Source organism: Roseateles sp. P5_E4 (genome assembly GCF_054049255.1).
Window position 1 is genome coordinate 465070 of record NZ_JBFUMS010000001.1, and the last position, 21191, is coordinate 486260.

A 21191-nucleotide genomic window follows, 5' to 3' on the forward strand; every position below is an offset into this window, starting at 1 on the left:
GCGTACCGTGCTCGTCATGCCTGCAGCGAGCGGGGAGGGTGCGATCACAAGCACTACACCGGCAGCTTCGCGGGGACGAGCAATGGGCGTATCGACTTGGCGCCCTCCCGCACGCCAAGGTACGCCTTGACCGACGCGATCACCAGCGGCACGGCCCCGAACACGATGAACACCACGTCGCCCGGCATGCGCATCCATTCGAGCAGCTGCGAACGTTCGCTGGCGATGTAGTCCAGGCTGCGGGCATGCCAGTAGCCGTTGTGCAGGACGTCCCACAGCTGCAGCAGCCCCGCCGGGAACAGGCTCAGGCCCACCATCAGCGCCAAGCCGCCGTTGGTGCCCCAGAACGCGACCCGGACATACCTTTCGATCGCAGGCCAACGTGCGTCATTGCTGGTCTGGCGCAGCACGAAGACCATCAGCGCGATCCCCAGCATGCCGAAGACACCCATCATGGCCGAGTGCCCGTGGGCGGGCGTCAGCAGCGTGCCGACTTCGTAGTAGCTGACGATCGGCAGGTTGATCAGGAAGCCGAGCATCCCCGCGCCGACGAAGTTCCAGAAGCCGACCGCCATCAGGAAATAGAAGGCCCACTTGTGCGGGATCTCGATGGCTTTGCCCGTGGCGTCGCGCACGCCGCGCGTGGTGCGCACGAAGTCCCATGCGTCGAGCGTCAGCAAGGTCAACGGAACCACCTCGAGGGCCGAGAACAAGGCTGACAAGGCCATGTTGAAGTTGCTCTGGCCGGTGAAGTACCAGTGATGGCCGGTGCCCATCAGGCCACCGAGAAAATACAGGATCGCGTCGAGATAGATCACACGCAAGGCCACATTGCGGCGAGCCAGGCCGAGCTGGAAGAACGTGAGCGCCACCACGGTCGTGGCGAAGAACTCGAAGAAGCCTTCGACCCACAGATGGATGATCCAGAAGCGCCAGGTGTCGACCACCGTGTAGTTGGCCTTGGCACCAATGAACAGCGCCGGAATGTAGAACAGCGGAATCGCGATGGCGGCGACCAGGAACATCCTGACGATGGGCCGCACCGTGGGGTTCGCGAGCGCGTTGGGCCGCACCAAGATCCACAGCAGTGCGAACCACGCGAAGAGGCCGGCCACCAGAAGGTATTGCCACACTCTGCCGAGTTCGAGGTATTCCCAGCCCTGGTTGCCGAGCCAGAACCACCAATCGCCAAGCACCTGCGAGATTCCCAGCCATTCCCCGAGCAGGCTGCCGCCAATCACCAGGGCGAACGCAGCGAAGAGCACGTGCGTCAACGGTGCGAGCCAGCGCGGTTCGTCTTTGCGCAGTGAACGCCCGAGAAACAGCGCCGCAGCGACATAGGCGGTCGCGATCCAGAAGATCGCCAGCTGCAGGTGCCAGGTTCGCAGCAGATTGCTGGGAAAGATGCGTTCGAGGTCGAAGCCGTAGAAGCTGCCCGGGTCGGCGCGGTAGTGTGCGACACCGCCGCCGACCAGCGTCTGCCCCAGCAAGAGTACGGCGACCACCACGAAGAACTTGACCAACGCTTTCTGCCCGTCGCTGGACTGGCCCGGCAGCAGCTGCGGCCTGACCTTGTGGCCCCGGGTGACCCAGCCGAGGTAATCGAACTTGCCGAAGGCCAGCAGCACCACGGCGATCCCGGCCAACAGCACCACGAGGCTCAGGGCGCTCCAGAACAGGGCTCCGGCGACCGGCCGGTTGCCAACGTTCGGGTCGTAGGGAAAGTTGTTGGTATAGGAATAGCTTTCGCCCGGCCGCACGGCGACGGAAGCCCACGCGGCCCAGCTGACGAAGGCGGTGAACTGCCTCAGCTCCGCGCGGTCCGTGATCAGGTCGGCCGAGAGCCCCCCATTGAGCGCCGGGTCGTGAAAGTAGCGGGTCCAGTGCTCGATCAGCTCTCGATGAGCCGTCGCTTGCGAGGCGGTCAGCCGCAACACCCCGGTGTCGGGGTCGTAGCGGTTGGTCTTCAGCTCGACCGCCGCCTCGGCGCGCACCGCCGCCTGCTGAGACGGCGTCAGATCCGAAAAGGGTTGCTGGTGACGCGCCAGCGCGATGGACTGGGCCGTGACTTCGCCCATTCGGTGCAAGGCCGCGGCCGCGTAGTCTGGCCCAAGGTAAGCGCCGTGGCCCCAGATGCTGCCGTTGGCCATCAGCCCGTATTTCAGGAACACGGCCTGGCCCTCTGCGATGTCGTCGCCGCTGAATTGCAGCGAGCCTGCAAGGTCCGTCGCCTGCGCGGGGATGGGCGGTGCATTGCGGTAGGCGAGCAACGTGACTGCGATGAGGCCGGCAAAGCCGAGCGCCATCACGATCAACACGGTGCGGACCCACCATGGCGACAAGGGGCCGTCGTCCTCGTCGGTCAGAGGCAGCGCAGCTTCATTCATGATGGTTCCCAGCGGGCGGACATTGCCGGCCATCGTGCACGCCCTTCAGCCTGGTGTATGTGCGCCAGCAGACGCACGCGGCCGTTTTACGCGGCTGGCTTGGGCCAGCGAGTGCCCATCACCGTTTAGTAGTGGGAGCGCGCCAGCCCTTCCACAGTGTTGGGGATGCCTTCCTGAGAGAGGCCGAATGAAATCAGGCCCAGGGGAGGGGAGTGCCATGAACGCAATACTGGGAGATCGCGCCGTGGGCAATTTGGAGTTCCGAGCGCTGAAATCGGCGCTCGGTGTTGGCCTTGCGATTGGACTCCCACAGTATCAGCTCCGGCCCGGACAAGGCCTCCGTACCGCTCGAATGGAAAGATGCTTTCGCCCAGCTGGGTGAAGCGCCTGTCGTGAAGCGGCTACGGATGCACCGCGCCTATGACGCCTCCTTCGTGCCGGCCGCGGCCACGGCCAAGAAGCCCAGCTGGTCTCGGAGCTGGGCGTGGCACTCGCGTTCGACTATCACGTGCAGAACGGCGACTCACGCGTGCAGGCGTGGCCGAATTAGCCGCAGCGGCCTGAAAGGCCAGTGTGTGGCGCCGCCGGCGTCGATTCATTGTTGGGAGTGGGAGGGGACATGCCAAAGAGACTCGTGTTGTGCTCGGACGGAACGGGCAACAGTTCCGCCAAGGCGGAAAAGACCAATGTCTGGCGCATCTTCCAGGCACTGGACCAGACCGAGCCCGACCAGCTTGCGCACTATGACGACGGCGTGGGCACGTCGTCCAACAAATACCTGGCCGCCCTGGGCGGCGCGTTCGGCTACGGCCTCAAGCGCAACGTCATCGACCTCTACAAGTTCGTCTGCCGGGTCTGGGAGCCGGGCGACGAGATCTACGGCTTCGGGTTCAGCCGGGGCGCATACACCATTCGCGTGGTGGTCGCACTGATCGAGAGCCAGGGCCTGGTGCAGGGGCGGTCCGAGTCTGAACTGCATGCGCACGCGCTGGCGGCGTACCGCCGCTACCGCAACGAGACCTATCCGTCCTGGAGCCCCATCGTCTGGCTGGGCCGCCGGCTGCGCGACCTGCTGCTGCTGCCCTCGACGCTCGCCGGCAGGCGCCACATTCAGGACTTGCCGCCGGAGCGGCGCAAGGTCCCTATCCGCTTCCTTGGCCTGTGGGACACCGTGGCGGCGTATGGGATGCCAGTGGACGAGCTCAAGTGGGGAATCTCGCTGCTGATCTGGCCCATGGTGTCAAAGGACCATCACTTGAGCGTGCAAGTCCAGCGCGCCTGCCATGCGCTGTCGCTGGATGACGAGCGCCAGACCTTCCATCCCATCCTCTTCGATGAGGCTCACGAGGCTGCGCTGGTCGCCGCGAACAAGGTGCCGCCGGACCGGTTGACGCAGGTGTGGTTCTCCGGCGCCCACTCCAACGTGGGTGGCGGCTACCCGGAGGACCAGCAATCGCTGGTGACGCTGGACTGGATGATCAGCCAGGCCAGTGATGCAGGCCTGCGGCTGGACGCGCGAACCGTGCAGGAGGTGGCCCAGGAAAAGTCGCCCTTTGCCCGGCTGTACGACGCCCGCGCGGGCGCAGGCTCGTACTACCGCTACGCGCCGCGGCGCGTGGACATGGGCATGGACAAGACCACGGGCCAGCCCATCCGCGCCATCGTGCATGGCAGCGTTATCGCGCGCATCGCCTACGGCTCGGATGCCTACGCGCCGATCGCGCTGCCCGCCGAGTTTGATGTGCTGGCGCCGGACGGCTCGCTGCTGCCCATGGTGGGGTTCGAGGACCGGGGCATGAAGCTGTCCAAGTCCACGACGGCGCAGGCCAGCGTGGCGGCATCAAGGACCGAGAAGGTCAGGGTGGCCATCGAAAAGATCGGCGCGCCCTTGCAAGGCATGGTGGAACAGATCCGCGACACCGTCTGGTTGCGCCGGGTCGCGTATTTCGCGTTTTTGTTCGCGACGTTGGCGTTGGTGATTTATCCGTTGGACGCCAAGAAATTCGCCGCGGCGATGTTTGAAACGCTTGGCCGGGCCAACGAACAGCTGGGCGGCCGCGCGGAGGCTACATCGGACGGGATCAACGAGACCTTGAAGGGCATCGTCGAGCCCTGGAGGCCGCAGTTGCGCGAGCTGGCGCCCAATTGGGCCAGAAGCTGGGTCGAGGCCTTCTGCGAGCAGCCGTTCGGGATGCTGGTCGTCATCGCGATGGTGGGGGGCCTGTTCCAGGTCAGCAACTTCCTTCGGCAGCGCGTTCATGACCGTGCCTGGTTTGCCTGGCATGCTGACCGGCGCGAGGACTACGTGACCTGGGTCCGCGACTCGGCGAAGAACTCCACCCTCAAGGCGGCGGCGCTCCTGGGCGTCGTGGTGGTGGTGGTCCTTGCATACACCAAGTGGCAAACATGGGCCGATGTCAGCCCGGTTCTGAAGCTGCTGGTTGTAGCCCTGCTGGCGGTCCTGCTCTGGCGGGTGCGCGTCCAGCAGCGGATCGAGAAGGTCATCGACGGCCACGTGCCCAGCACGCCCACGCTGAAGGTGGCCCGGGTGTTGCGCAACAACCCGTTCCTGATTGGCGCGGCCTGGCTGATTTCCCGGGGCATCGTGCCGCTGATCTTTGCGTTGGCGCTGCTGTACCTGATCGTGGGCGGCGTCAGCCACTTCGTCGCGCGCAGCGCGGACTCGGCGGGAGCGTTCTGCACGCCTTCAAAATCTTTACGGGACGTCGGCGACAGTCCCCTTGCTCCTAAGGCGCGTTTCGACACGAGCGAGGTCTGCTGGGCCACGGGCCTTTCCGTCAAGGCGGACCAGTCGTATGAAATCGAGCTGGACACCGGCGCCAGCCCGCCTTGGTACGACAAGGGCGTTGAGGCCAGCGTGGCGGGGCTGAAGGCACGGGGCTGGCCGCACAACCTCTTTGCGCTCATCAAGCGCTCATGGGATGTCGACTACTTTGTTCCCATGATTCGCATCGGCCAGCGCGGCAACGTCGAGCCGGCCTTGAAGACGCAGCCTATTGAAAAGGGCTCTGGCAAGGCGAAGCTGACGTTCACGGCGTCGCGCGACGGTGAGCTGTTCCTGTACCTCAGCGACGCCATCGTGCCGGTCCCCTACATTGCCAACTGGTTCTACAGCAACAACTGCGGTTCGGCGGCCGTGACCGTGGGGCCTTCGCCGTCCGCCTCGGCCGCGAGCACCGCCGAGGCCACCCCGCCGGCGCCGGCTGGCGAAAACTGTCCGCGCAGGCATTGAGCGTGCGATGCCCGGACCGCGTGCCGGCATCGCGCTCCGACGTGCAGCGGCGTCCATTCACCTGTTGCGGCGCGTCGAGCTTGCCGCCTTCTGGTGCATGAGTTTGCCTCGGGGGAATTTGTTGGCGGCCTCATTAACTTTTGGGATGAGCCTTCCCCCAGCGCCGCCGATCATTCACAGGCCTACAGGCTCAAAGGGGAGTGAGACATGAGCGTGCCATTGCGTGCGATTGCGGCCTTGGCCGTCCTGGCGTTGGCAGGCTGCGCCAACTACAAGGCGATCACCAACTTCGCCGGTGAGACCACGAAGATGACGGGTGCCGTTCGACAGGAGATTCAGCAGGTCGCCAAGCTGTGCAATGACGCGGCGGACGTGCGCGTCTTGCTGTCGGAATCAACGCCAACGGGCGATGTAGAAGGTGCCAAGGCGCTCAAGAAGAGCTGTGGGTTGACGGGTGACGCCACCGTTGCGTTCCAGGAGGTCACTGTCGACACCTTGGAGCTCTACGCCAAGACCCTGCTAGCGATGGTTGACGACAAGCAGTTCGAGGTTCGCAGTTCCATTCAGGGAACGGCCAAGAAGTTGAGCGCACTCAAGGACAAGGACGGCGCTTCGATCGTCAATCCAAAGAAGGTCACCGCTGTCGCCAGCGTGTTGTCGCTGCTCGCTGATGTCCTTGTGAAGGCCGAGCGAGAGGACGGCATCCGGCGGCTGGTGGCCGCAGGGCCGGACCTCGTGGCCAACGCGCGCGTCTTGCGAAGCTTTTTTGTCGACGAGGCCCAGCAGTCCAACTACGACGGCTGGCTGACCACGACCGCGCGCGTGACGCGGGGCAGCGAGATCAGTGTGGGCATGGGGAAACCCATGGCCGTAGCGGAGCCCATCCGAACAGCGGAACTGCGCCGGCAGATCGGGGTGACTTCGAAGGCGATCGACTCCCGCCTGGCCAAGGCGGGCAAAGCCGGCGATGTGCCCACCAAGATCGTCGCCGCCATCGACGCCTGGATTGTCTCTGTGCCGGTGTTTCAGCAAGAGGCGCTCAAGTCGGACCCGCGTGCGCTGCTGAACCAGTTGGACGACTTCCGGACCAAGACACTTGAGGCTCGGGATGCCATCGAGGCGGGCTTTTAAGCACAGGAACAGAGCATGAGCACCGAAGCGAACAATGAATCCACAGGCACTTCCGGGCCTGAGCAGCAACTCATCGCGGTAGCCCAGGTCGGGGATCAGCTTGACGAAGCCTCGCTGGCCTCGTTGAGAACGTTCCTGAACGACCAGCTTGATGCGCTCAATGAGGATTTGAAGAAGGCGACCGCGCAGGAGGTCATCGACGCCGTCCTGGCGACACAAGACCGCCTTGCAGCGAAAGCTACCGCTCTCACCGGCTTGAGCATCCTCTTGCAAGCAGGTGAAGCGAAGATTTCAGCTGAGCACATCAAGTCGGCGGTCGACGCGGCACAGCAGGTGATTGCCAAGGTCAAGAGCGTCAAGGCCAAGCTCGCCAAGATTGGCGCCGTCATCGACTTCGCTGCAGCGGTGCTGACGGGCAACGGCAAGACGATCGTGGAAGGTGCGGAGACCTTGAAGGAAGCGCTTAAATAAGTGGAGTAGTCGCTGCGAGGGACCGAGTGCGTCGATTTCTTGGCGCCTTTGTGGGAGGTAGCGCAGGATGAAGCCATTGCTGCGAGCACTTGGGCCGCAGTACTACGACGTTTTTTCTCGAGGCGACTTGGCTCTTCCTGGCCTGAGCCAGCATGGAGGGCATGCTGTACCTCGTCGGCTGCTTCAGCACCGACGGCGACGTAAACGCGAATTGCGCGTCAAGGGCTCAGCTTGGCGCTGCTATTTGGCAAGCTGAAGTTCCTCATGGGCGCCGTACGTCATTGGTTTTACATAATGCACATTGTCGCCAAACCAGGTGGTTGACGCGGTGTTGCGATAGAGCGCTTTCGAATTGGGTTCCTACACTTCCGATACTTGCTGCCTGTTGTGTTCATGCTCCTGATGCTCCCATCAAAAACTTATGTCCTCGTTGATGACCAACTTCTTCCACGCGTCAGCAAAGGTGCGCTTCCAGGGTCAGCCCGACCGGCCCTTGCAGAGAACCCCATGACGAAGTCTCGAAGAATTCGGCACGCCCTGTTGGGGCGGGCAATGCAGCAGTTGTCACTGGCCTTGGCGGTGATGTTGACAGCCATGCCCGTGATGGCGCAGCGTCAACAGCTTCTGCTTGACGGGCCTTGGCGCTTCCAGGCTGGAGACGCCAAGGCGGCGGCCGAACTGGATGATTCCACCTGGACGCGAGTCGTTTTGCCGCACAGCTTCAATGCCGTCGACGGTGAAGCGGGTGGCGCCTACTACCGCGGCGCCGCCTGGTACCGACGCGTCCTGGAGCGCCCGGCCGTAGCCGCGGGCCGGCGCCAGTTCCTGGAGTTCGACGCCGCCACGATGGCCGCCGAGGTCTGGGTCAATGGCCAGCGCGCCGGCCGCCACGACGGCGGCTATGCGCGCTTTCGCTTCGACATCACGAACCTGCTCCGCCCCGGCCGCAACCTGCTTGCCGTGCGCGTAGACAACGGCGCGCTGCCGCAGGTAGCGCCGCTCGGCGGCGACTTCACCGTCTTCGGCGGCCTGGTACGGCCGGTGCGCCTCATCGAGACCGACGACGCCCACATCGAGCTGCTCGACCACGGCGGCCCTGGCGTTCAAGTCGACACCGAGGCCCTGACCTCCGCGGCCGCACAGCTGAAGGTGCGCGTGCAGCTGCGCAACGACGGCGCCCTGCCCGCCCGGCGCCTGCTGCGCCTGACACTGCGCGACGCCGCGGGCCGCACCGTGCTGCAGCAGAGCCAGGCGGTGGAGCTGCCGGCCGGCGCAGCCGACGACGCAAGCGTGCAGCTGAACGTAGCCAAGCCGCACCTGTGGCAAGGCGTGTTCGACCCTTACCTCTACCGTCTGAGCGCCGAACTGCTCCAGGGCACCAGCGTGCGCGACAGCGTGCAGCTGCCGCTGGGCCTGCGCCAGGTCGCCGTCGACCCGCAGCGCGGCTTCCTGCTCAACGGCAAGCCCTACCCGCTGCATGGCGTCAACTACTTCCACCCCGGCCGCCCCGGCCACGGCGTGGCCGTGGGCGATGCCGAGGTCGACGAGGACCTGCGCATCCTGATGGAGCTCGGCGTCACCGGGCTGCGGCTGGTGCACTACCAGCACCCACCGCGCGTCTACGAACGCGCCGACGAACTCGGCCTGGTGCTGTGGACCGAGATCCCGCTCAACGCGGCGATGAGCGAGGCGCCGGCCTTCCGCGACAACCTGTTCCAGCAGCTGCGCGAGCTGGTGCGCCAGAACCGCCACCACGCGTCGGTGGCCGTCTGGGGCGTGGGCAACGAGGTCTACCGTTCTGACGACGCCATCCGCAACCTGCTCGGCGAGCTGCACCGCCTGGCCAAGCAGGAAGACCCGGCACGCCTGACGACCTATGCGCACTGCTGCGCGCCGGACGACCATCCCATGGCGCTGCAGACCGACCTGGCCTCCTACAACCGCTATTGGGGTTGGTACGACGGCGAATTCACCGACATCGGCCCCTGGGCGGACCGCCTGCATGCCAAGCTGCCGGCCAAGCCCATCGGCCTGGGCGAATACGGCGCCGGCGCCAGCGTGCTGCAGCAGGAAGACCCGCCGCAACGGCCGCAGCCGGGCGCGCGCTGGCACCCCGAGCAGTACCAGGCCCTCTTCCACGAGGCCTATGCCCGCCAGCTCTCGGCGCGCCCCTTCTTGTGGGGTCATTTCGTCTGGCTGGGCTTTGACCATGCCTCGGCAGGCCGCAACGAAGGCGACGCCCCCGGCGTCAACGACAAGGGCCTCGTCACCTACGACCGGCTCTTCCGCAAGGACGCCTTCCTGCTCTGGCAGGCCTGGTGGCAGCGCGAGCCCGTGCTGCACCTGGCCAACCGCCGCGCCAGCCCGCGGCCCGCGGGCACCGTGGCCGTGAAGGCCTACAGCAACGGCCGCCAGGCCAGCCTGGAAGTCAATGGCAAGCCGATGGGCACCGTGCCCGTCGTCGACCGCATCGCCGCCTGGCCCGCGGTGCCATTGGCGCCGGGCCGCACCACCCTGCGCGTGCGCGATGAGCGCGGCGCCACCGACAGCATCGAATGGGACATCCAACCTTGAACGCCATCCCGCGCCGCCCCACCCTCATGATCAAACGCCTGACTTCCCTCTCTGCCGCCGTGCTGGCGCTGAGCCTGTGCGCCCAGGCGGGCGCCGCCGGCCCGGCCGAACGCAAGGTCGACCTCGACATCGCCGCGGCCAAAGCGCCAGTCGATCGCTTCTTCGATCTGGCGGTCGGCTCCGACTATGTCGGCACCACGGGTCGCCCGGAGAACCTCGCACAGCTGAAGACCGCCGTCGATGAACTGGGCTTTCGCTCCGTGCGCTTCCACGACGTCTTCCACGACGTCTACGGCACCGTGAAGAAGGAAGGCGACAAGCTGGTGTTTGACTGGACCGGCATCGATCGCCTGTACGACGCCTTGCTCGCCCGCGGCATCAAGCCCTTCATCGAACTGGGCTTCTCGCCCAAGGTGATGACGACCTCCAACCTCACCATCTTCCACTGGAAGGGCAACACCTCGCACCCGCAGCCGGGGCCCTGGGCCGAGCTGATCGATGCCTTCGCGCGCCATTTGATCCAGCGCTACGGCGCCGAAGAAGTGCGCAAGTGGCCGTTCGAGGTCTGGAACGAACCCAACCTGGACGGCTTCTGGGAGAAGGCCGACCAGAAGGCCTACTTCGAGCTCTACGCCAACACGGCGCGCACCCTCAAGAAGGTCGACCCGGCGCTGAAGGTGGGCGGCCCGTCCACTGCCGGCGCGGCCTGGGTGCCCGAGCTGCTGGCCTATGCCAAGCAGCAAGGCGTGCCGGTGGACTTCGTCACCACCCACACCTACGGCGTGACCGAGGGCTTCCTCGACGAATACGGCCAATCCGACCGCATCCTGGCCCCCGACGCCAACTCCATCATTGGCGACGTGCGCCGCAACCGCAGCGAGATCGAGGCCTCGGCTTTCCCCGGCATCCCGCTGTACATCACGGAGTGGAGCACCAGCTACAACCCGCGCGACAAGGTGCATGACAGCTACATCAGCGCACCGTGGATCCTGACCAAGCTGCGCGGCGCGCGCGGCTACGCGCAGGCGATGAGCTACTGGACCTACAGCGACCTGTTCGAGGAGCCGGGCCCGCCGGATCGCGCCTTCCATGGCGGCTTCGGCCTGATGACGCGCGACGGCGTGCGCAAGCCGGCGTGGTTCGCCTACAAATACCTCAACGCCTTGCGCGGCAAGGAGGTGCCCAGCAAGGACGACAAGGTGCTGGCTGCCGTGGATGGCGGCAAGGCCGCCGTGGTGGTCTGGGACTGGCAGCATCCGGACCAGAAGAAGAACAGCAACGGCGTCTTCTTCGGCAAGCCGGTGCCCAACGGCCCGGCACCCGCCGTCACGCTGAACCTGCGCAACGTCAGCGCCGGCAACTACCGCGTGCTGGTGCGCCGCACCGGCCACAAGGTCAATGACGCCTACACCGCCTACCTCGAAATGGGAGCGCCCAAGGACCTGAGCGCCGAACAGTTGGCCCAGCTGCAAAGCCTCACCGAGGACCAGCCCGAGGCGGACCGCATCGTCAAGGTCGGCAAAGACGGCAAGCTGCAGTGGAAGCTGACCATGCGCAGCAACGACATCGCGCTGGTGACGGTGGAGCCCGTCAAGCCATGAGGCGGCTGCATTCGACGGTGGCGCGGCGAGTGCTGGGCGCCTTCCTGCTCCTCTGTGCGCTCGCCGCCTGTGGCGGTGGCTCGGCGTCCGAGAGTTCCTCGACGCCAACGCCCACGCCACCACCCCCGGCACCAGTCGCCACCGGCAGCGCCGGCTGCGGCATCACGGCCAAGTTCAGCACCGGCCTCCAGTCGATCACGTCGGACAACGTCCAGCGCAGCTACTGGATCGAGATGCCGGCCGGCTACGACCGCAACAAGACCTATCCCGTCGTCATCGGCCTGCACTGGCGCGGCGGCAGTGCCAACGATGTCTATACCTGGGGCGGTTTCTTCGGGCTGAAGCCGCTGTACGGCAACAACGCCATCTTCATCGCCCCGCAAGGCCTGGATGCCGGCTGGGCCAACGACGGCGACCGCGACATCCGCTTCATGCGCAGCATGATCAGCCAGGTCCAGCAAGGCGTGTGCACCGACCCGCAACGGGTGTTCGCCACCGGCTTCAGCTTCGGCGGCATGATGTCCAACGCCATCGGCTGCCAGATGGGTGACGTGGTGCGAGCCATCGCCCCGCTGTCCGGCTCGCTGTGGAGTGGATGCGGCAGTTCGGCGCATCGCGTCGCCGCCATCTTCGACCACGCCATGGACGACAACGTCGTGCCCTACTCCGCCGGCGAGGATGCCCGCAACACCTTCCTGGCCCGCAACAGCTGCAGTGCCACCACCAAGCCCATCGGCAGCAACGGCTGCGTGGAGTACCAGGGCTGCAGCGCGGGCAAGCCGGTCGTCTGGTGCGGCCACGCGACCGGCGGGCATTGGCCGCCCGGCTTCTCGGCAGCCGAGACCAAGGCCTTCTTCGACCGCTTCTAGCGCGGCCGTCGGGTGCTTCCATGGGACGTGACCGAAGGACCTTCCTGTTCACCGCACTGGCCTTGGCAGCGGCCGGCCTGCCACTGCTGACGCGCGCCGCCGAAGCCCCGCGCATCCGGGTGCTCATCATCGAGGGCATCAGCAACCACGACTGGCCACGCCGGCTGGCACTGGTGCGCGAGATCCTCGCCCGCGACGGCGCGTTCGAGGTGGACGTGTCCATCACGCCACCGGATGCAAGCGACCCCGCCGCCTGGGCGCGCTGGCGGCCCGACTTCACGCGCTACGACGTGGTGCTGTCGGGCTACAACAACCTCGGCGGCAAGCCGGGCTGGCCGGCCGAAGTGCAGCGCGCCTTCGAGGCCTTCGTGCGCGGCGGTGGCGGCTTCTACGTGTACCACGAGGCGAACAATGCCTTCGCCGAGTGGCCGCAGTACAACGAGATGATCGGCCTGGGCTGGCGCGACAAGCACTTCGGCTCGGCGCTGCTGGTGCGCGAGGACGAGACACTGCAGACCGTACCGGCCGGTGACGGCGACGACACCTGGCACGGCGATCGCACCGACACGCTCGTGCACCAGCGCGGCCAGCACCCCATCCATGCCGGACTGCCGCGCAGCTGGCGGGCCGCCGACATGGAGGTCTACCGCTACGCCCGCGGCCCGGCCCGCAACGTCGACGTGATCGCCTATGCACACGACGGCGTGGACGGCCGGCAGTTCCCCGTCGAATGGACCGTGAGGTACGGCCGGGGCCGCGTCTTCGTGTCCGCCTACGGGCATGTCTGGTTCGGCCAGGGCGCATCGCCGGGCATGCGCTGCGCCGCCTTCCAGACCGTCATGCCGCGTGCCTTGAAATGGCTGGCGGGGCGCAACCCCGACACCCAGCTGCCGGCCGACTTCCCCGGGCCAGACGCCACCTCGCTGCGACCCTGACGGCGGGTACCCGTCCTGGACTACGTCCGCGTCGGCAAAGCCGTCGAGTTCATCGACGCGCAGGGACATGGGCGGTAGACAACACCCTCGCGGCCGATCGGAACACGTCCCCGCCCACGCTGCTGCCGCTTGCAGATCAGCTACATGCAGGAGCGCTGCTGCCCATAGCAAACCTTCCTGCGGCGTTCGAGCAAAGACGCACCACGTTGATCTTTGCGGCCAGTGCCGGCGTCACCGGACACAGCATTTGAAAGGCGGCCTTGCAGAAAAGGTATGACCTCAAAGCTGCCCCTGGCACACGTATTTCAGGTGCATGTAGTCGTCCAGGCCGTGCACCGAGCCCTCGCGCCCATAGCCTGACTCCTTGACGCCGCCGAACGGTGCCGCCTCGGCAGCTAGCGCGCCTTCGTTGACGCCCACCAGGCCGGTCTGCAGGGCCTCCGCCATGCGCCAGATGCGCCGCACGTCGGTGGCATAGAAATAGCCCGCCAGGCCGAAGGGTGTGTCGTTCGCCGCGCGGATCACGTCGGCTTCGGTCTCGAAGCGAGTGATGGCCACCAGTGGTCCGAAAGTTTCCTCGCAGGCGCAGGCCATGCCGCCGTCGGCGCCGACCAGCAGCGTCGGCGCGAAGTAGTTCGGTCCGAGGGCCGGCAGCCGCGCGCCGCCGACCAGCGTGGCCGCACCGCGCTCGACGGCGTCTTGCACATGGCGCTCGATCTTGTCGACGGCCCTCGCGTTGATCATCGGCCCGATCTGTGAGGCCGGGTCGCTGGCCGGGCCGACCTTGAGCGCCGAGATGCGAGCGGCCAGCTTCTCGACGAAGGCGTCGTGCACGGGCGATTGCACGAACACCCGGTTCGGGCTCACGCAGGTCTGCCCGCCGTTGCGGAACTTGGCCACCATCAGGCCCTCGACGGCGGCATCGAGGTCGGCGTCCTCGAAGACGATGAAAGGCGCGTTACCACCCAGTTCCAGCGACAGCCGTTTGAGCGTGTCGGCGGCGCGACGCGCCAGATGCTTGCCCACTGGTGTGGAGCCGGTGAAGGTGATCTTGCGCACGCGCGGGTCGTCGAGCCAGACATCGACGACCTCGGGCGTGCGTTCACGCGAGGCTGTCACGATGTTCAGCACCCCCGCGGGGACGCCTGCCTCCTCGGCCAGCTTGACCAGCGCCAGCGAGGTCAGCGGCGTGTCCTCGGCCGGCTTGCAGACCACGGTGCAACCGGCGGCCAGCGCAGGGGCGATCTTGCGCGCGATCATCGCCGCGGGGAAATTCCAGGGCGTGATCGCGGCGACCACGCCGACCGGTTCCTTCAGCGCGAACATGCGCCGGCCGGGCACCGACGCGGGGATCACGTCGCCGTTGGCACGCGTGGCTTCGGCAGCGAACCATTCCACATAACTCGAAGCGTAGGCGACCTCCCCTCGCCCTTCGGCCAGCGGTTTGCCCTGCTCGCGCGAGATCAGACGGCCGAGGTCGTCCTGGTGCGCGAGGATCAGTGCGTTCCAGCGATTGAGGATCTGCGCCCGTTGCTTGGCCGGCACCGCACGCCAGATCAGAAACGCCGCGTGGGCCGCCTCAAGCGCCGCAGCGGCGTCGAGAGCACCGCTGTCCGGCACGGTGGCGAACACCGCGTCGGTCGCCGGGTCGGTCACCCCGAAACGTTGGCCCTCCAGCGCCTCGCGCCATTGCCCCGCGATGAAGTTGCGGCCGGGCAGCAGGTCGTCATGTTGAATCGTCAACGGCATTTCAGAATTCCTTCACTCGATTGGCAATTGCCTGGCCGACGTCTTCGGTATGGGCGTCGCCGCCAAGGTCGGGCGTGCGTGGCCCGCGCAGGATCACGTCCTCGATGGCGCGCACGATGGCGTCGTGCGCTGCGCGGCCGGCGCCCTGCCCTTGCGTCAGGAAGTCGAGCATCAGCGCACCCGACCAGATCATGGCGATCGGGTTGGCGATGCGGCGGCCATAGATGTCGGGCGCCGAACCATGCACCGGCTCGAACAGCGACGGGAACTGGCGTTCCGGGTTGAGGTTGGCGCTCGGTGCCAGGCCGATGGTGCCGGTGGTCGCCGGGCCGAGGTCGCTGAGGATGTCGCCGAACAGATTGGTCGCGGCGACGACATCGAAGCGCTGCGGCTGAAGCACGAAGCGGGCGCAAAGGATGTCGATGTGCTGCTTGTCGACCTGCACGTCAGGGTACTGGCGCGCCATCTCGTCGGTGCGCGCATCCCACCAGGGCATGCTGATGGCGATGCCGTTGCTCTTGGTGGCCACGGTGAGCGATTTGCGCTGGCGCGAGCGCGCCAGCTCGAAGGCGTAGCGCAGCACGCGGTCGGCGCCGTGGCGCGAGAACACCGACTCCTGGATGACGATCTCGCGCTCGGTGCCAGCGAACATCACGCCGCCGAGGTTGGTGTACTCGCCTTCGGTGTTCTCGCGCACGACGACGTAGTCGATGTCGCCGACCTTGCGCCCCGCCAGCGGGCACGGCGCGCCCTCGAAGAGCCGCACCGGCCGCAGGTTGATGTACTGGTCGAACTCGCGCCGGAACTTCAGCAGAGAGCCCCACAGCGAGACGTTGTCGGGCACGGTCGCCGGCCAGCCGACGGCGCCGAAATAGACGGCGTCGACGCCGGCCAGTTGCTCCTTCCAGTCGTCCGGCATCATCTGGCCGTGCTGCGCGTACCAGTCGCAGCTGGCCCAGTCGAACTCGCGCAGTTCGAGGGCGAAACCGAAGCGATCGGCTGCGGCCCTCAGCACGCGCAGGCCCTCGGGCATCACTTCCTTGCCGATGCCGTCGCCGGCGATGGCGGCGATTCGGAACGTGTTCATCATGGGTTTTCCTTCGTCGTTGTCAGGCGACCAGCACGGGCCGCGGCGAGTCGAGTTCTTCAAGCCAGCCGCGCCGCAGTTCGGGTACGGCTCGCGCGAGCTGCTCGTAGTAGGGGTGGTGCGGCCCGCGGTCATAGTCGGCCCGCGCCACCTGGGCCAGCTTGCAGCCATGCCGCATGACGACGATCTCGTCGCAGACCGCGCGGACCGTGTGCAGGTCATGGCTGATGAACAGGATGGACAAGCCCAGCTCGCGGCGCAGCTCGGCGATCAGGTCGAGCACGGCAGCGCCGACGACGGTGTCCAGCGCCGAGGTGACCTCGTCGCACAGCAGCAGCTCAGGCTCGGCGGCCAGCGCCCGCGCCAGGTTGACACGCTGCTTCTGGCCGCCCGACAGCCCGCCGGGCAGGCGGCCAGCGACGTTGGCCGGCAGCTTCACCAGGTCCAGCAGCTCGGCGATGCGGCGCTGCAGGGCAGCACCTTTCATGCCGCGGTAGAACTGCAGCGGCCGCGCGAGGATGCTTTCGATGGTCTGCGACGGGTTCAGCGCCGTGTCGGCCGACTGGAAGACGATCTGGATGCGGCGCAGGTCCTCCTTGCTGCGTGCGCCAAGCGTTGGCGCCAGGGGCCGGCCGTCGAAACGGATGGTGCCGGCGCTCAGTCCCAGCAAGCCCGCGACGGCGCGGGCCAGCGTCGTCTTGCCGGAGCCCGATTCGCCGATGACGCCCACGGCCTGGCCGCGCTCGAGCCGCAGGTCGATGTCCTGCAGGATGCACACCCGCGGCCGGCCCTGGGCATCCCGCGCGCCGTAGCCGGCGCTCAGGCCGCTGACCTCCAGCAGCGTCGGCGTGCTGCCGGCGTCATGGCCCGCATCGCGCGCCACCGGCCGTGCGGCGGCCAGCAGTTCGCGGGTGTACTCATGCGCTGGCTGGCTGATCACACGGTCGGTGCCACCCAGCTCCTGCATGCAGCCACCGCGCAGCACCAGGATGTGATCGGCCATCTGGGCCACGACCGCCAGGTCATGACTGACGTAGACCGCCGTGACCTGGCGCTCGCGCACCACCCGCTTGAAGGCGCGCAGCACCTCGACCTGCGTGGTTACGTCCAGCGCCGTGGTCGGCTCGTCGAGGATGACAACATCGGGGTCGGTGATCAGCGCCATCGCCGCCATCAGCCGCTGCAGCTGGCCGCCTGACACCTGGTGCGGGTAGCGCGCGCCAATGCCTTCAGGATCGGGCAGCGCCAGCTCGCGGAACAGCGCAATCGCCTTCAGTTCAGCCGCCGGGCGCGACAGCGTGCCGTGCAGCGTCGCCGGCTCCACGACCTGGTCGAGGATGGTGCGCGACGGGTTGAACGACGCCGCCGCGCTCTGCGCGATGTAGGTGACCTTGCGGCCGCGCAGGCCACGCAGCTGGCGCGGGTCGAGCTTGAGCACGTCGACATCGCCGATGCGGACCTGCCCCGCCGCGATGCGGCAGCCTTGACGCGCATAGCCCATCAGGGCCAGCGCCGTGGTCGTCTTCCCCGAACCGGACTCGCCGATCAGTGCCAGCACTTCACCGGGGTGGATCGTGAACGACAGCGCGTCGACCAGCGTCGCGTCGCCGGCTGTGACCGTCAGATTGCTCACTTCAACAAGGCTGCCCATCAGCGTGCTCCCCTCTCGCGGGCCTTGCGACCCGGCAGGTTGTCGATCACCAGGTTCACGGCGATGGTCAGGCTGGCTATTGCCCCGGCCGGTGCAATCACCGAGGCGCCACCATCGGCCAGCGCGCCGATGTTCTCGCGCACCAGCGAACCCCAGTCCGCCATCGGCGGCTGCACGCCCAGGCCGAGGAAGCTCAAGGACGCCAGCAGCAGCACGACGTAGACGAAGCGCAGCCCCAGGTCGGCCAACATGGGCCCAAGGATGTTGGGCAGGATCTCCCGCCGCATCACATACCAGGTGCCCTCGCCGCGCGTGCGCGCCACGGTCACGTAGTCCATCGCATTGATGTTCACGGCCAGCGAGCGGCCGATGCGGTAGGCACCCGGCACATAGATAACGGCGGCCGTCAGGATCAGCACGGGCACCGACGAACCGAAGCCGGCCACGATCAGCAGCGCGAACATCTTGCTCGGAATGGCCGTCAGCGTGTCCAGCAGGCGGCTCAAGGTCCCGTCGATCCAGCGCCCGCTGGCGGCCGCCAGCAGCGCCACCAAGGTGCCCGTGCCGCTGGCCAGCAGTGTGGCGACCAGAGCCACGCCGACGGTGTAGCGGGCACCTTCGATGACGCGGGCCAGCATGTCGCGGCCGAGGTAGTCGGTGCCCAGCCAGTGATGAGCGTTGATGGGTGCGAACACGGCACCACCGCCCTGGGCGCCGGTGCGGGCCAGCAGCGCGGGGCCGAACAGTGCGGCCAGGACCCAGAAGGTCAGGACCACGAGGCCGAGCAGACCCGACGGGCCGAACTGCGCGAGCCGGCGGCGCCAGGCCGCAGGCCGCCCGGCCGGCAGGGGAATGGAAATGACGGTCATGCCTGTGCTCCGTTCAGCGGTGACGCAGCCGCGGGTTGGCGACGATGCCGCAGATGTCCGCGGCCGTGACGAGGATCAGATAGCCGCTGCAGAACAGCATGGCGCAGGCCTGCACCAGTGGCGTGTCGCGTTGCGCGACGCCGTCGACCATCAGCTTGGCCACGCCGGGATAGTTGAAGATGGTCTCGACGATGATCACGCCGCCCAGCAGGTAGGACAGGCTCAGCGCCACCGCGTTGGCGATCGGGCCGACGGCGTTGGGCAAGGCGTGGCACATGACGATGCGCAGCGACGAGGCGCCCTTCAGGCGAACCATCTCCACATAGGGCGCCTCCAGCTGGTCGATGACCGCCGCACGCGTCATGCGCATCATCTGGGCGACGATCACGCAGGTCAGCGTCAGCACCGGCATTGCGAAGGCCTTCAGCAACTGGCCCATCGATTCGATGTCGTTGACATAGGACAACGCCGGCAGCCAGCGCAGCTGCACCGCGAACACCAGCACCGCCAACGTCGCGATCAGGAACTCCGGCACAGAGACGACGCCCACCGAGGCCGTGGACGCGGCACGGTCGAACCACGAGCCCCGCCACACCGCCGACGCGATGCCGGCCGCCAGCGCGATGGGCACCGAGAACAGCGCCGTGATGGCAGCCAGCAGCAGCGAGTTGGGCAGCCGCGAGCCGATCAGCTCGGCCACCGGCTGGTAGGCCGTGACGGACTTGCCGAAGTCGCCGCGCGCCAGGCCGCCCAGCCAGCGCAGGTAGCGCGTAGGGGCCGAGGCGTCCAGGCCCATCTGCGCCCGCAGTGCCGCCAGCGCCTCGGGCGTGGCGTCCTGGCCGAGCTGCTCCTGGGCGGCGTCACCGGGCAGCACCGCCGTCACGGCGAAGACGATCACCGACACCGCCAGCAGCGACAGCAGCGACAACGCGACGCGCTGCGCGAGCAGCTTGAGGATGATCCCGTTCATAGGATGCCTTGTGCGGTGGGGGTGTCAGGCGGCGAGCCAGACGTTCTCGGCAAAGTTGTAGCCCATCAACCCGCCGAGCGGGATGGGCGACAGGCCCTTGACCTTGGTGCTGTGGCCGTCCAGGCTGGCCAGGAACAACGGGATGCCGATGCCGGCCTCCTGGTGGATCAGCGTCTGCATGTCGGCATACATCTGGCGGCGCTTGGCGAGGTCGGTCTCGCCGCGCGCGGCAACGAGCAGCTGGTCGAACTTCTCGTTCTTCCAGCGCGACTCGTTCCACTGCGCATCCGACTTGAAGAACTGCGTCAGCAGCATGTCGGCGCTTGGCCGCGGGTTGACGTTGCCGAAGCCGACCGCGCTGTTCAGCCAGTGGTTGGACCAGTAGCCGTCGGCCGGCATGCGCTTGACGTCGATGTCCAGACCGACCTCCTTGGCCGTCTGCTGCAGCATCAGCGCCATCTCGACCGAGTACAGCGCCGCAGGCGAACACACCACAGGCACGGCGCTCGAGACGCCCGCCTTCTTCAGGTGGAACTTCGCCTTCTCGGGGTCGAAGGCGCGCTGCGGCAGGCCGGCGAAGTGGAAGCGGTTGGTCGGGTCGATGGGCTGGTCGTTGCCGATGACGGCCTGGTCGAGGGCGATGGTCTTCTTCATCTGCTCGCGGTCGAACAGATGCTTCATGCCCAGCACGAAGTCGGGGTTGGCGCCAGGGCCGGTGTCGCGCCGCATGGTGAGGTCGGAGTACTGGCCCGACTGCGTCTTGAACACGGCGAAGCCCGGCGTGCCGGCGATGCGTGCCAGCGAGCGCGGGTTGACGGCGCCGACGAGGTCGATGCCACCCGACAGCAGCGCGTTGACGCGGGCGTTCTCGTCGCTGATGCCGACGAACTCGATCTCGTCCAGATAGGGCTTGCCGGGCTTCCAGTAGGCCTCGTTGCGCACGACGACCGAACGCACGCCGGGCTTGAACTCCTTGAGCTTGTAGGGGCCGGTGCCGATGCCGGTGTTGAAGTCTGTCGTGCCGTCCTTGACGATGTGGAAGTGGAAGGTGCCCAGGATGACCGGCAGGTCGGCGTTCGGCGAGGTCAGCACGATGGTCACCTCGTTGGCGCCGCTGGCCTTGATGCTCTCGATCTGGTCGGTCTGGACCTTGGCCTTGCTGGCCGTGGCGGGGTCCTTGTGTCGCGAGATCGAGAACACGACGTCGGCAGGCGTCAGCGCCTTGCCGTCATGGAAGGTCACGCCCTTGCGCAGCGTGAACACCCAGGTCTTGGCGTCCTTGGTGTCGAAGCGCTCAGCCAGGGCGGGCTGCGGCGTCAGGCTGCCATCCAGCGACGTGAGCCCGTTGTAGAGCATGTTGCAGCGCGAGTAGTCGGCTTGGTTGGACTGCTTGGCCGGGTCCAGCGTGTCGCTGGCCGCGGCCGTGGCGCCGGCCACGCGCAGCTTGCCGCCGCGCCTGGGCGCCTGCGCGTGGGCCGTCATCGCCGTGCCGGCCAGCGCGCCGGCGAGGCCGGCCTGCATGCCCGCCCCGACGAGCAGGCTGAGGATGTCGCGGCGGCTGGCGCCGCGCTTGAGCGCGTCGAACAGGCGCTGGCTGTCTTGCGGGCCGACAAGGGCTTCGAGGGGTTGGCGATGGCTCATGGT

The 21191-nt window shown here is 67.0% G+C and carries 14 protein-coding genes; 7 read left to right on the top strand and 7 right to left on the bottom strand.

What is annotated here, in order from left to right:
* Window positions 1-53: 53 nt before the first annotated feature.
* A complete protein-coding gene (locus tag ACXJLH_RS01970; RefSeq protein ID WP_457442297.1) occupies window positions 54-2420 on the bottom strand; it encodes a nitric-oxide reductase large subunit in 2367 nt (788 codons plus the stop codon).
* A gap of 601 nt (window positions 2421-3021) precedes the next feature.
* Between ACXJLH_RS01970 and ACXJLH_RS01975 the strand changes: the two genes are divergently transcribed.
* The 7 genes from ACXJLH_RS01975 to ACXJLH_RS02005 all read left to right on the top strand — a co-directional run bounded on the left by ACXJLH_RS01975 (window position 3022) and on the right by ACXJLH_RS02005 (window position 13221).
* Window positions 3022-5640, top strand: a complete 2619-nt coding sequence (locus tag ACXJLH_RS01975) for a DUF2235 domain-containing protein (RefSeq protein ID WP_457442298.1) — start codon at window positions 3022-3024, stop codon at window positions 5638-5640.
* 207 nt (window positions 5641-5847) lie between these two features.
* Complete coding sequence (locus ACXJLH_RS01980; RefSeq protein ID WP_457325491.1) at window positions 5848-6771, top strand: hypothetical protein; 924 nt, start codon at window positions 5848-5850, stop codon at window positions 6769-6771.
* 15 nt (window positions 6772-6786) lie between these two features.
* Complete coding sequence (locus ACXJLH_RS01985) at window positions 6787-7242, top strand: hypothetical protein (protein WP_056197069.1); 456 nt, start codon at window positions 6787-6789, stop codon at window positions 7240-7242.
* Window positions 7243-7794: 552 nt separating this feature from the next.
* On the top strand, window positions 7795-9816 hold the full coding sequence (locus ACXJLH_RS01990) for a glycoside hydrolase family 2 protein (protein ID WP_457442299.1): 2022 nt from the start codon (window positions 7795-7797) through the stop codon (window positions 9814-9816).
* Between the two features lie 26 nt (window positions 9817-9842).
* Window positions 9843-11417, top strand: a complete 1575-nt coding sequence (locus ACXJLH_RS01995) for a GH39 family glycosyl hydrolase (RefSeq protein ID WP_457391002.1) — start codon at window positions 9843-9845, stop codon at window positions 11415-11417.
* Complete coding sequence (locus tag ACXJLH_RS02000) at window positions 11414-12286, top strand: alpha/beta hydrolase family esterase (protein ID WP_457442300.1); 873 nt, start codon at window positions 11414-11416, stop codon at window positions 12284-12286. The genes ACXJLH_RS01995 and ACXJLH_RS02000 overlap by 4 nt, the downstream gene beginning before the upstream one ends.
* Before the next feature lie 20 nt (window positions 12287-12306).
* Window positions 12307-13221, top strand: a complete 915-nt coding sequence (locus tag ACXJLH_RS02005; RefSeq protein WP_457442302.1) for a ThuA domain-containing protein — start codon at window positions 12307-12309, stop codon at window positions 13219-13221.
* Between the two features lie 279 nt (window positions 13222-13500).
* Here ACXJLH_RS02005 and ACXJLH_RS02010 read toward each other — a convergent pair whose 3' ends face one another.
* Genes ACXJLH_RS02010 through ACXJLH_RS02035 form a run of 6 tightly spaced genes read right to left on the bottom strand, consistent with a single transcriptional unit; the run spans window position 13501 to window position 21188 of the window.
* Window positions 13501-14970, bottom strand: coding sequence for an NAD-dependent succinate-semialdehyde dehydrogenase (locus tag ACXJLH_RS02010; RefSeq protein WP_457442303.1), 1470 nt, complete (start codon window positions 14968-14970; stop codon window positions 13501-13503).
* A 1-nt stretch (window position 14971) separates the two neighbouring features.
* Window positions 14972-16060, bottom strand: coding sequence for a tartrate dehydrogenase (locus ACXJLH_RS02015; RefSeq protein ID WP_056197080.1), 1089 nt, complete (start codon window positions 16058-16060; stop codon window positions 14972-14974).
* A gap of 19 nt (window positions 16061-16079) precedes the next feature.
* Window positions 16080-17708: an ABC transporter ATP-binding protein gene (locus ACXJLH_RS02020; RefSeq protein ID WP_457442305.1), complete on the bottom strand. Its 1629-nt coding sequence runs from the start codon at window positions 17706-17708 to the stop codon at window positions 16080-16082.
* Window positions 17708-18577, bottom strand: a complete 870-nt coding sequence (locus ACXJLH_RS02025; RefSeq protein WP_457442306.1) for an ABC transporter permease — start codon at window positions 18575-18577, stop codon at window positions 17708-17710. Before ACXJLH_RS02025 ends, ACXJLH_RS02020 begins: the two co-directional genes overlap by 1 nt.
* 13 nt (window positions 18578-18590) lie before the next feature.
* Entirely contained in the window at window positions 18591-19547 is a 957-nt protein-coding gene (locus ACXJLH_RS02030) for an ABC transporter permease (protein ID WP_457390990.1), read from the bottom strand.
* 24 nt (window positions 19548-19571) lie between these two features.
* Window positions 19572-21188 (bottom strand): ABC transporter substrate-binding protein, encoded by a 1617-nt coding sequence (locus ACXJLH_RS02035; RefSeq protein WP_457390988.1) that lies wholly within the window; start codon window positions 21186-21188, stop codon window positions 19572-19574.
* Between the last annotated feature and the right edge of the window lie 3 nt (window positions 21189-21191).

What these genes read in the sequence shown, in the direction of transcription:
- ACXJLH_RS02035 (WP_457390988.1), bottom strand. Translation starts at nt 21,188, where the DNA reads ATGAGCCATCGCCAACCCCTCGAAGCCCTTGTCGGCCCGCAAGACAGC.
- ACXJLH_RS02015 (WP_056197080.1), bottom strand. Translation starts at nt 16,060, where the DNA reads ATGATGAACACGTTCCGAATCGCCGCCATCGCCGGCGACGGCATCGGC.
- ACXJLH_RS02030 (WP_457390990.1), bottom strand. Translation starts at nt 19,547, where the DNA reads ATGAACGGGATCATCCTCAAGCTGCTCGCGCAGCGCGTCGCGTTGTCG.
- ACXJLH_RS01995 (WP_457391002.1), top strand. Translation starts at nt 9,843, where the DNA reads ATGATCAAACGCCTGACTTCCCTCTCTGCCGCCGTGCTGGCGCTGAGC.
- ACXJLH_RS02025 (WP_457442306.1), bottom strand. Translation starts at nt 18,577, where the DNA reads ATGACCGTCATTTCCATTCCCCTGCCGGCCGGGCGGCCTGCGGCCTGG.
- ACXJLH_RS02000 (WP_457442300.1), top strand. Translation starts at nt 11,414, where the DNA reads ATGAGGCGGCTGCATTCGACGGTGGCGCGGCGAGTGCTGGGCGCCTTC.
- ACXJLH_RS01990 (WP_457442299.1), top strand. Translation starts at nt 7,795, where the DNA reads ATGCAGCAGTTGTCACTGGCCTTGGCGGTGATGTTGACAGCCATGCCC.
- ACXJLH_RS02005 (WP_457442302.1), top strand. Translation starts at nt 12,307, where the DNA reads ATGGGACGTGACCGAAGGACCTTCCTGTTCACCGCACTGGCCTTGGCA.
- ACXJLH_RS01985 (WP_056197069.1), top strand. Translation starts at nt 6,787, where the DNA reads ATGAGCACCGAAGCGAACAATGAATCCACAGGCACTTCCGGGCCTGAG.
- ACXJLH_RS02010 (WP_457442303.1), bottom strand. Translation starts at nt 14,970, where the DNA reads ATGCCGTTGACGATTCAACATGACGACCTGCTGCCCGGCCGCAACTTC.
- ACXJLH_RS01970 (WP_457442297.1), bottom strand. Translation starts at nt 2,420, where the DNA reads ATGGCCGGCAATGTCCGCCCGCTGGGAACCATCATGAATGAAGCTGCG.
- ACXJLH_RS02020 (WP_457442305.1), bottom strand. Translation starts at nt 17,708, where the DNA reads ATGGGCAGCCTTGTTGAAGTGAGCAATCTGACGGTCACAGCCGGCGAC.
- ACXJLH_RS01980 (WP_457325491.1), top strand. Translation starts at nt 5,848, where the DNA reads ATGAGCGTGCCATTGCGTGCGATTGCGGCCTTGGCCGTCCTGGCGTTG.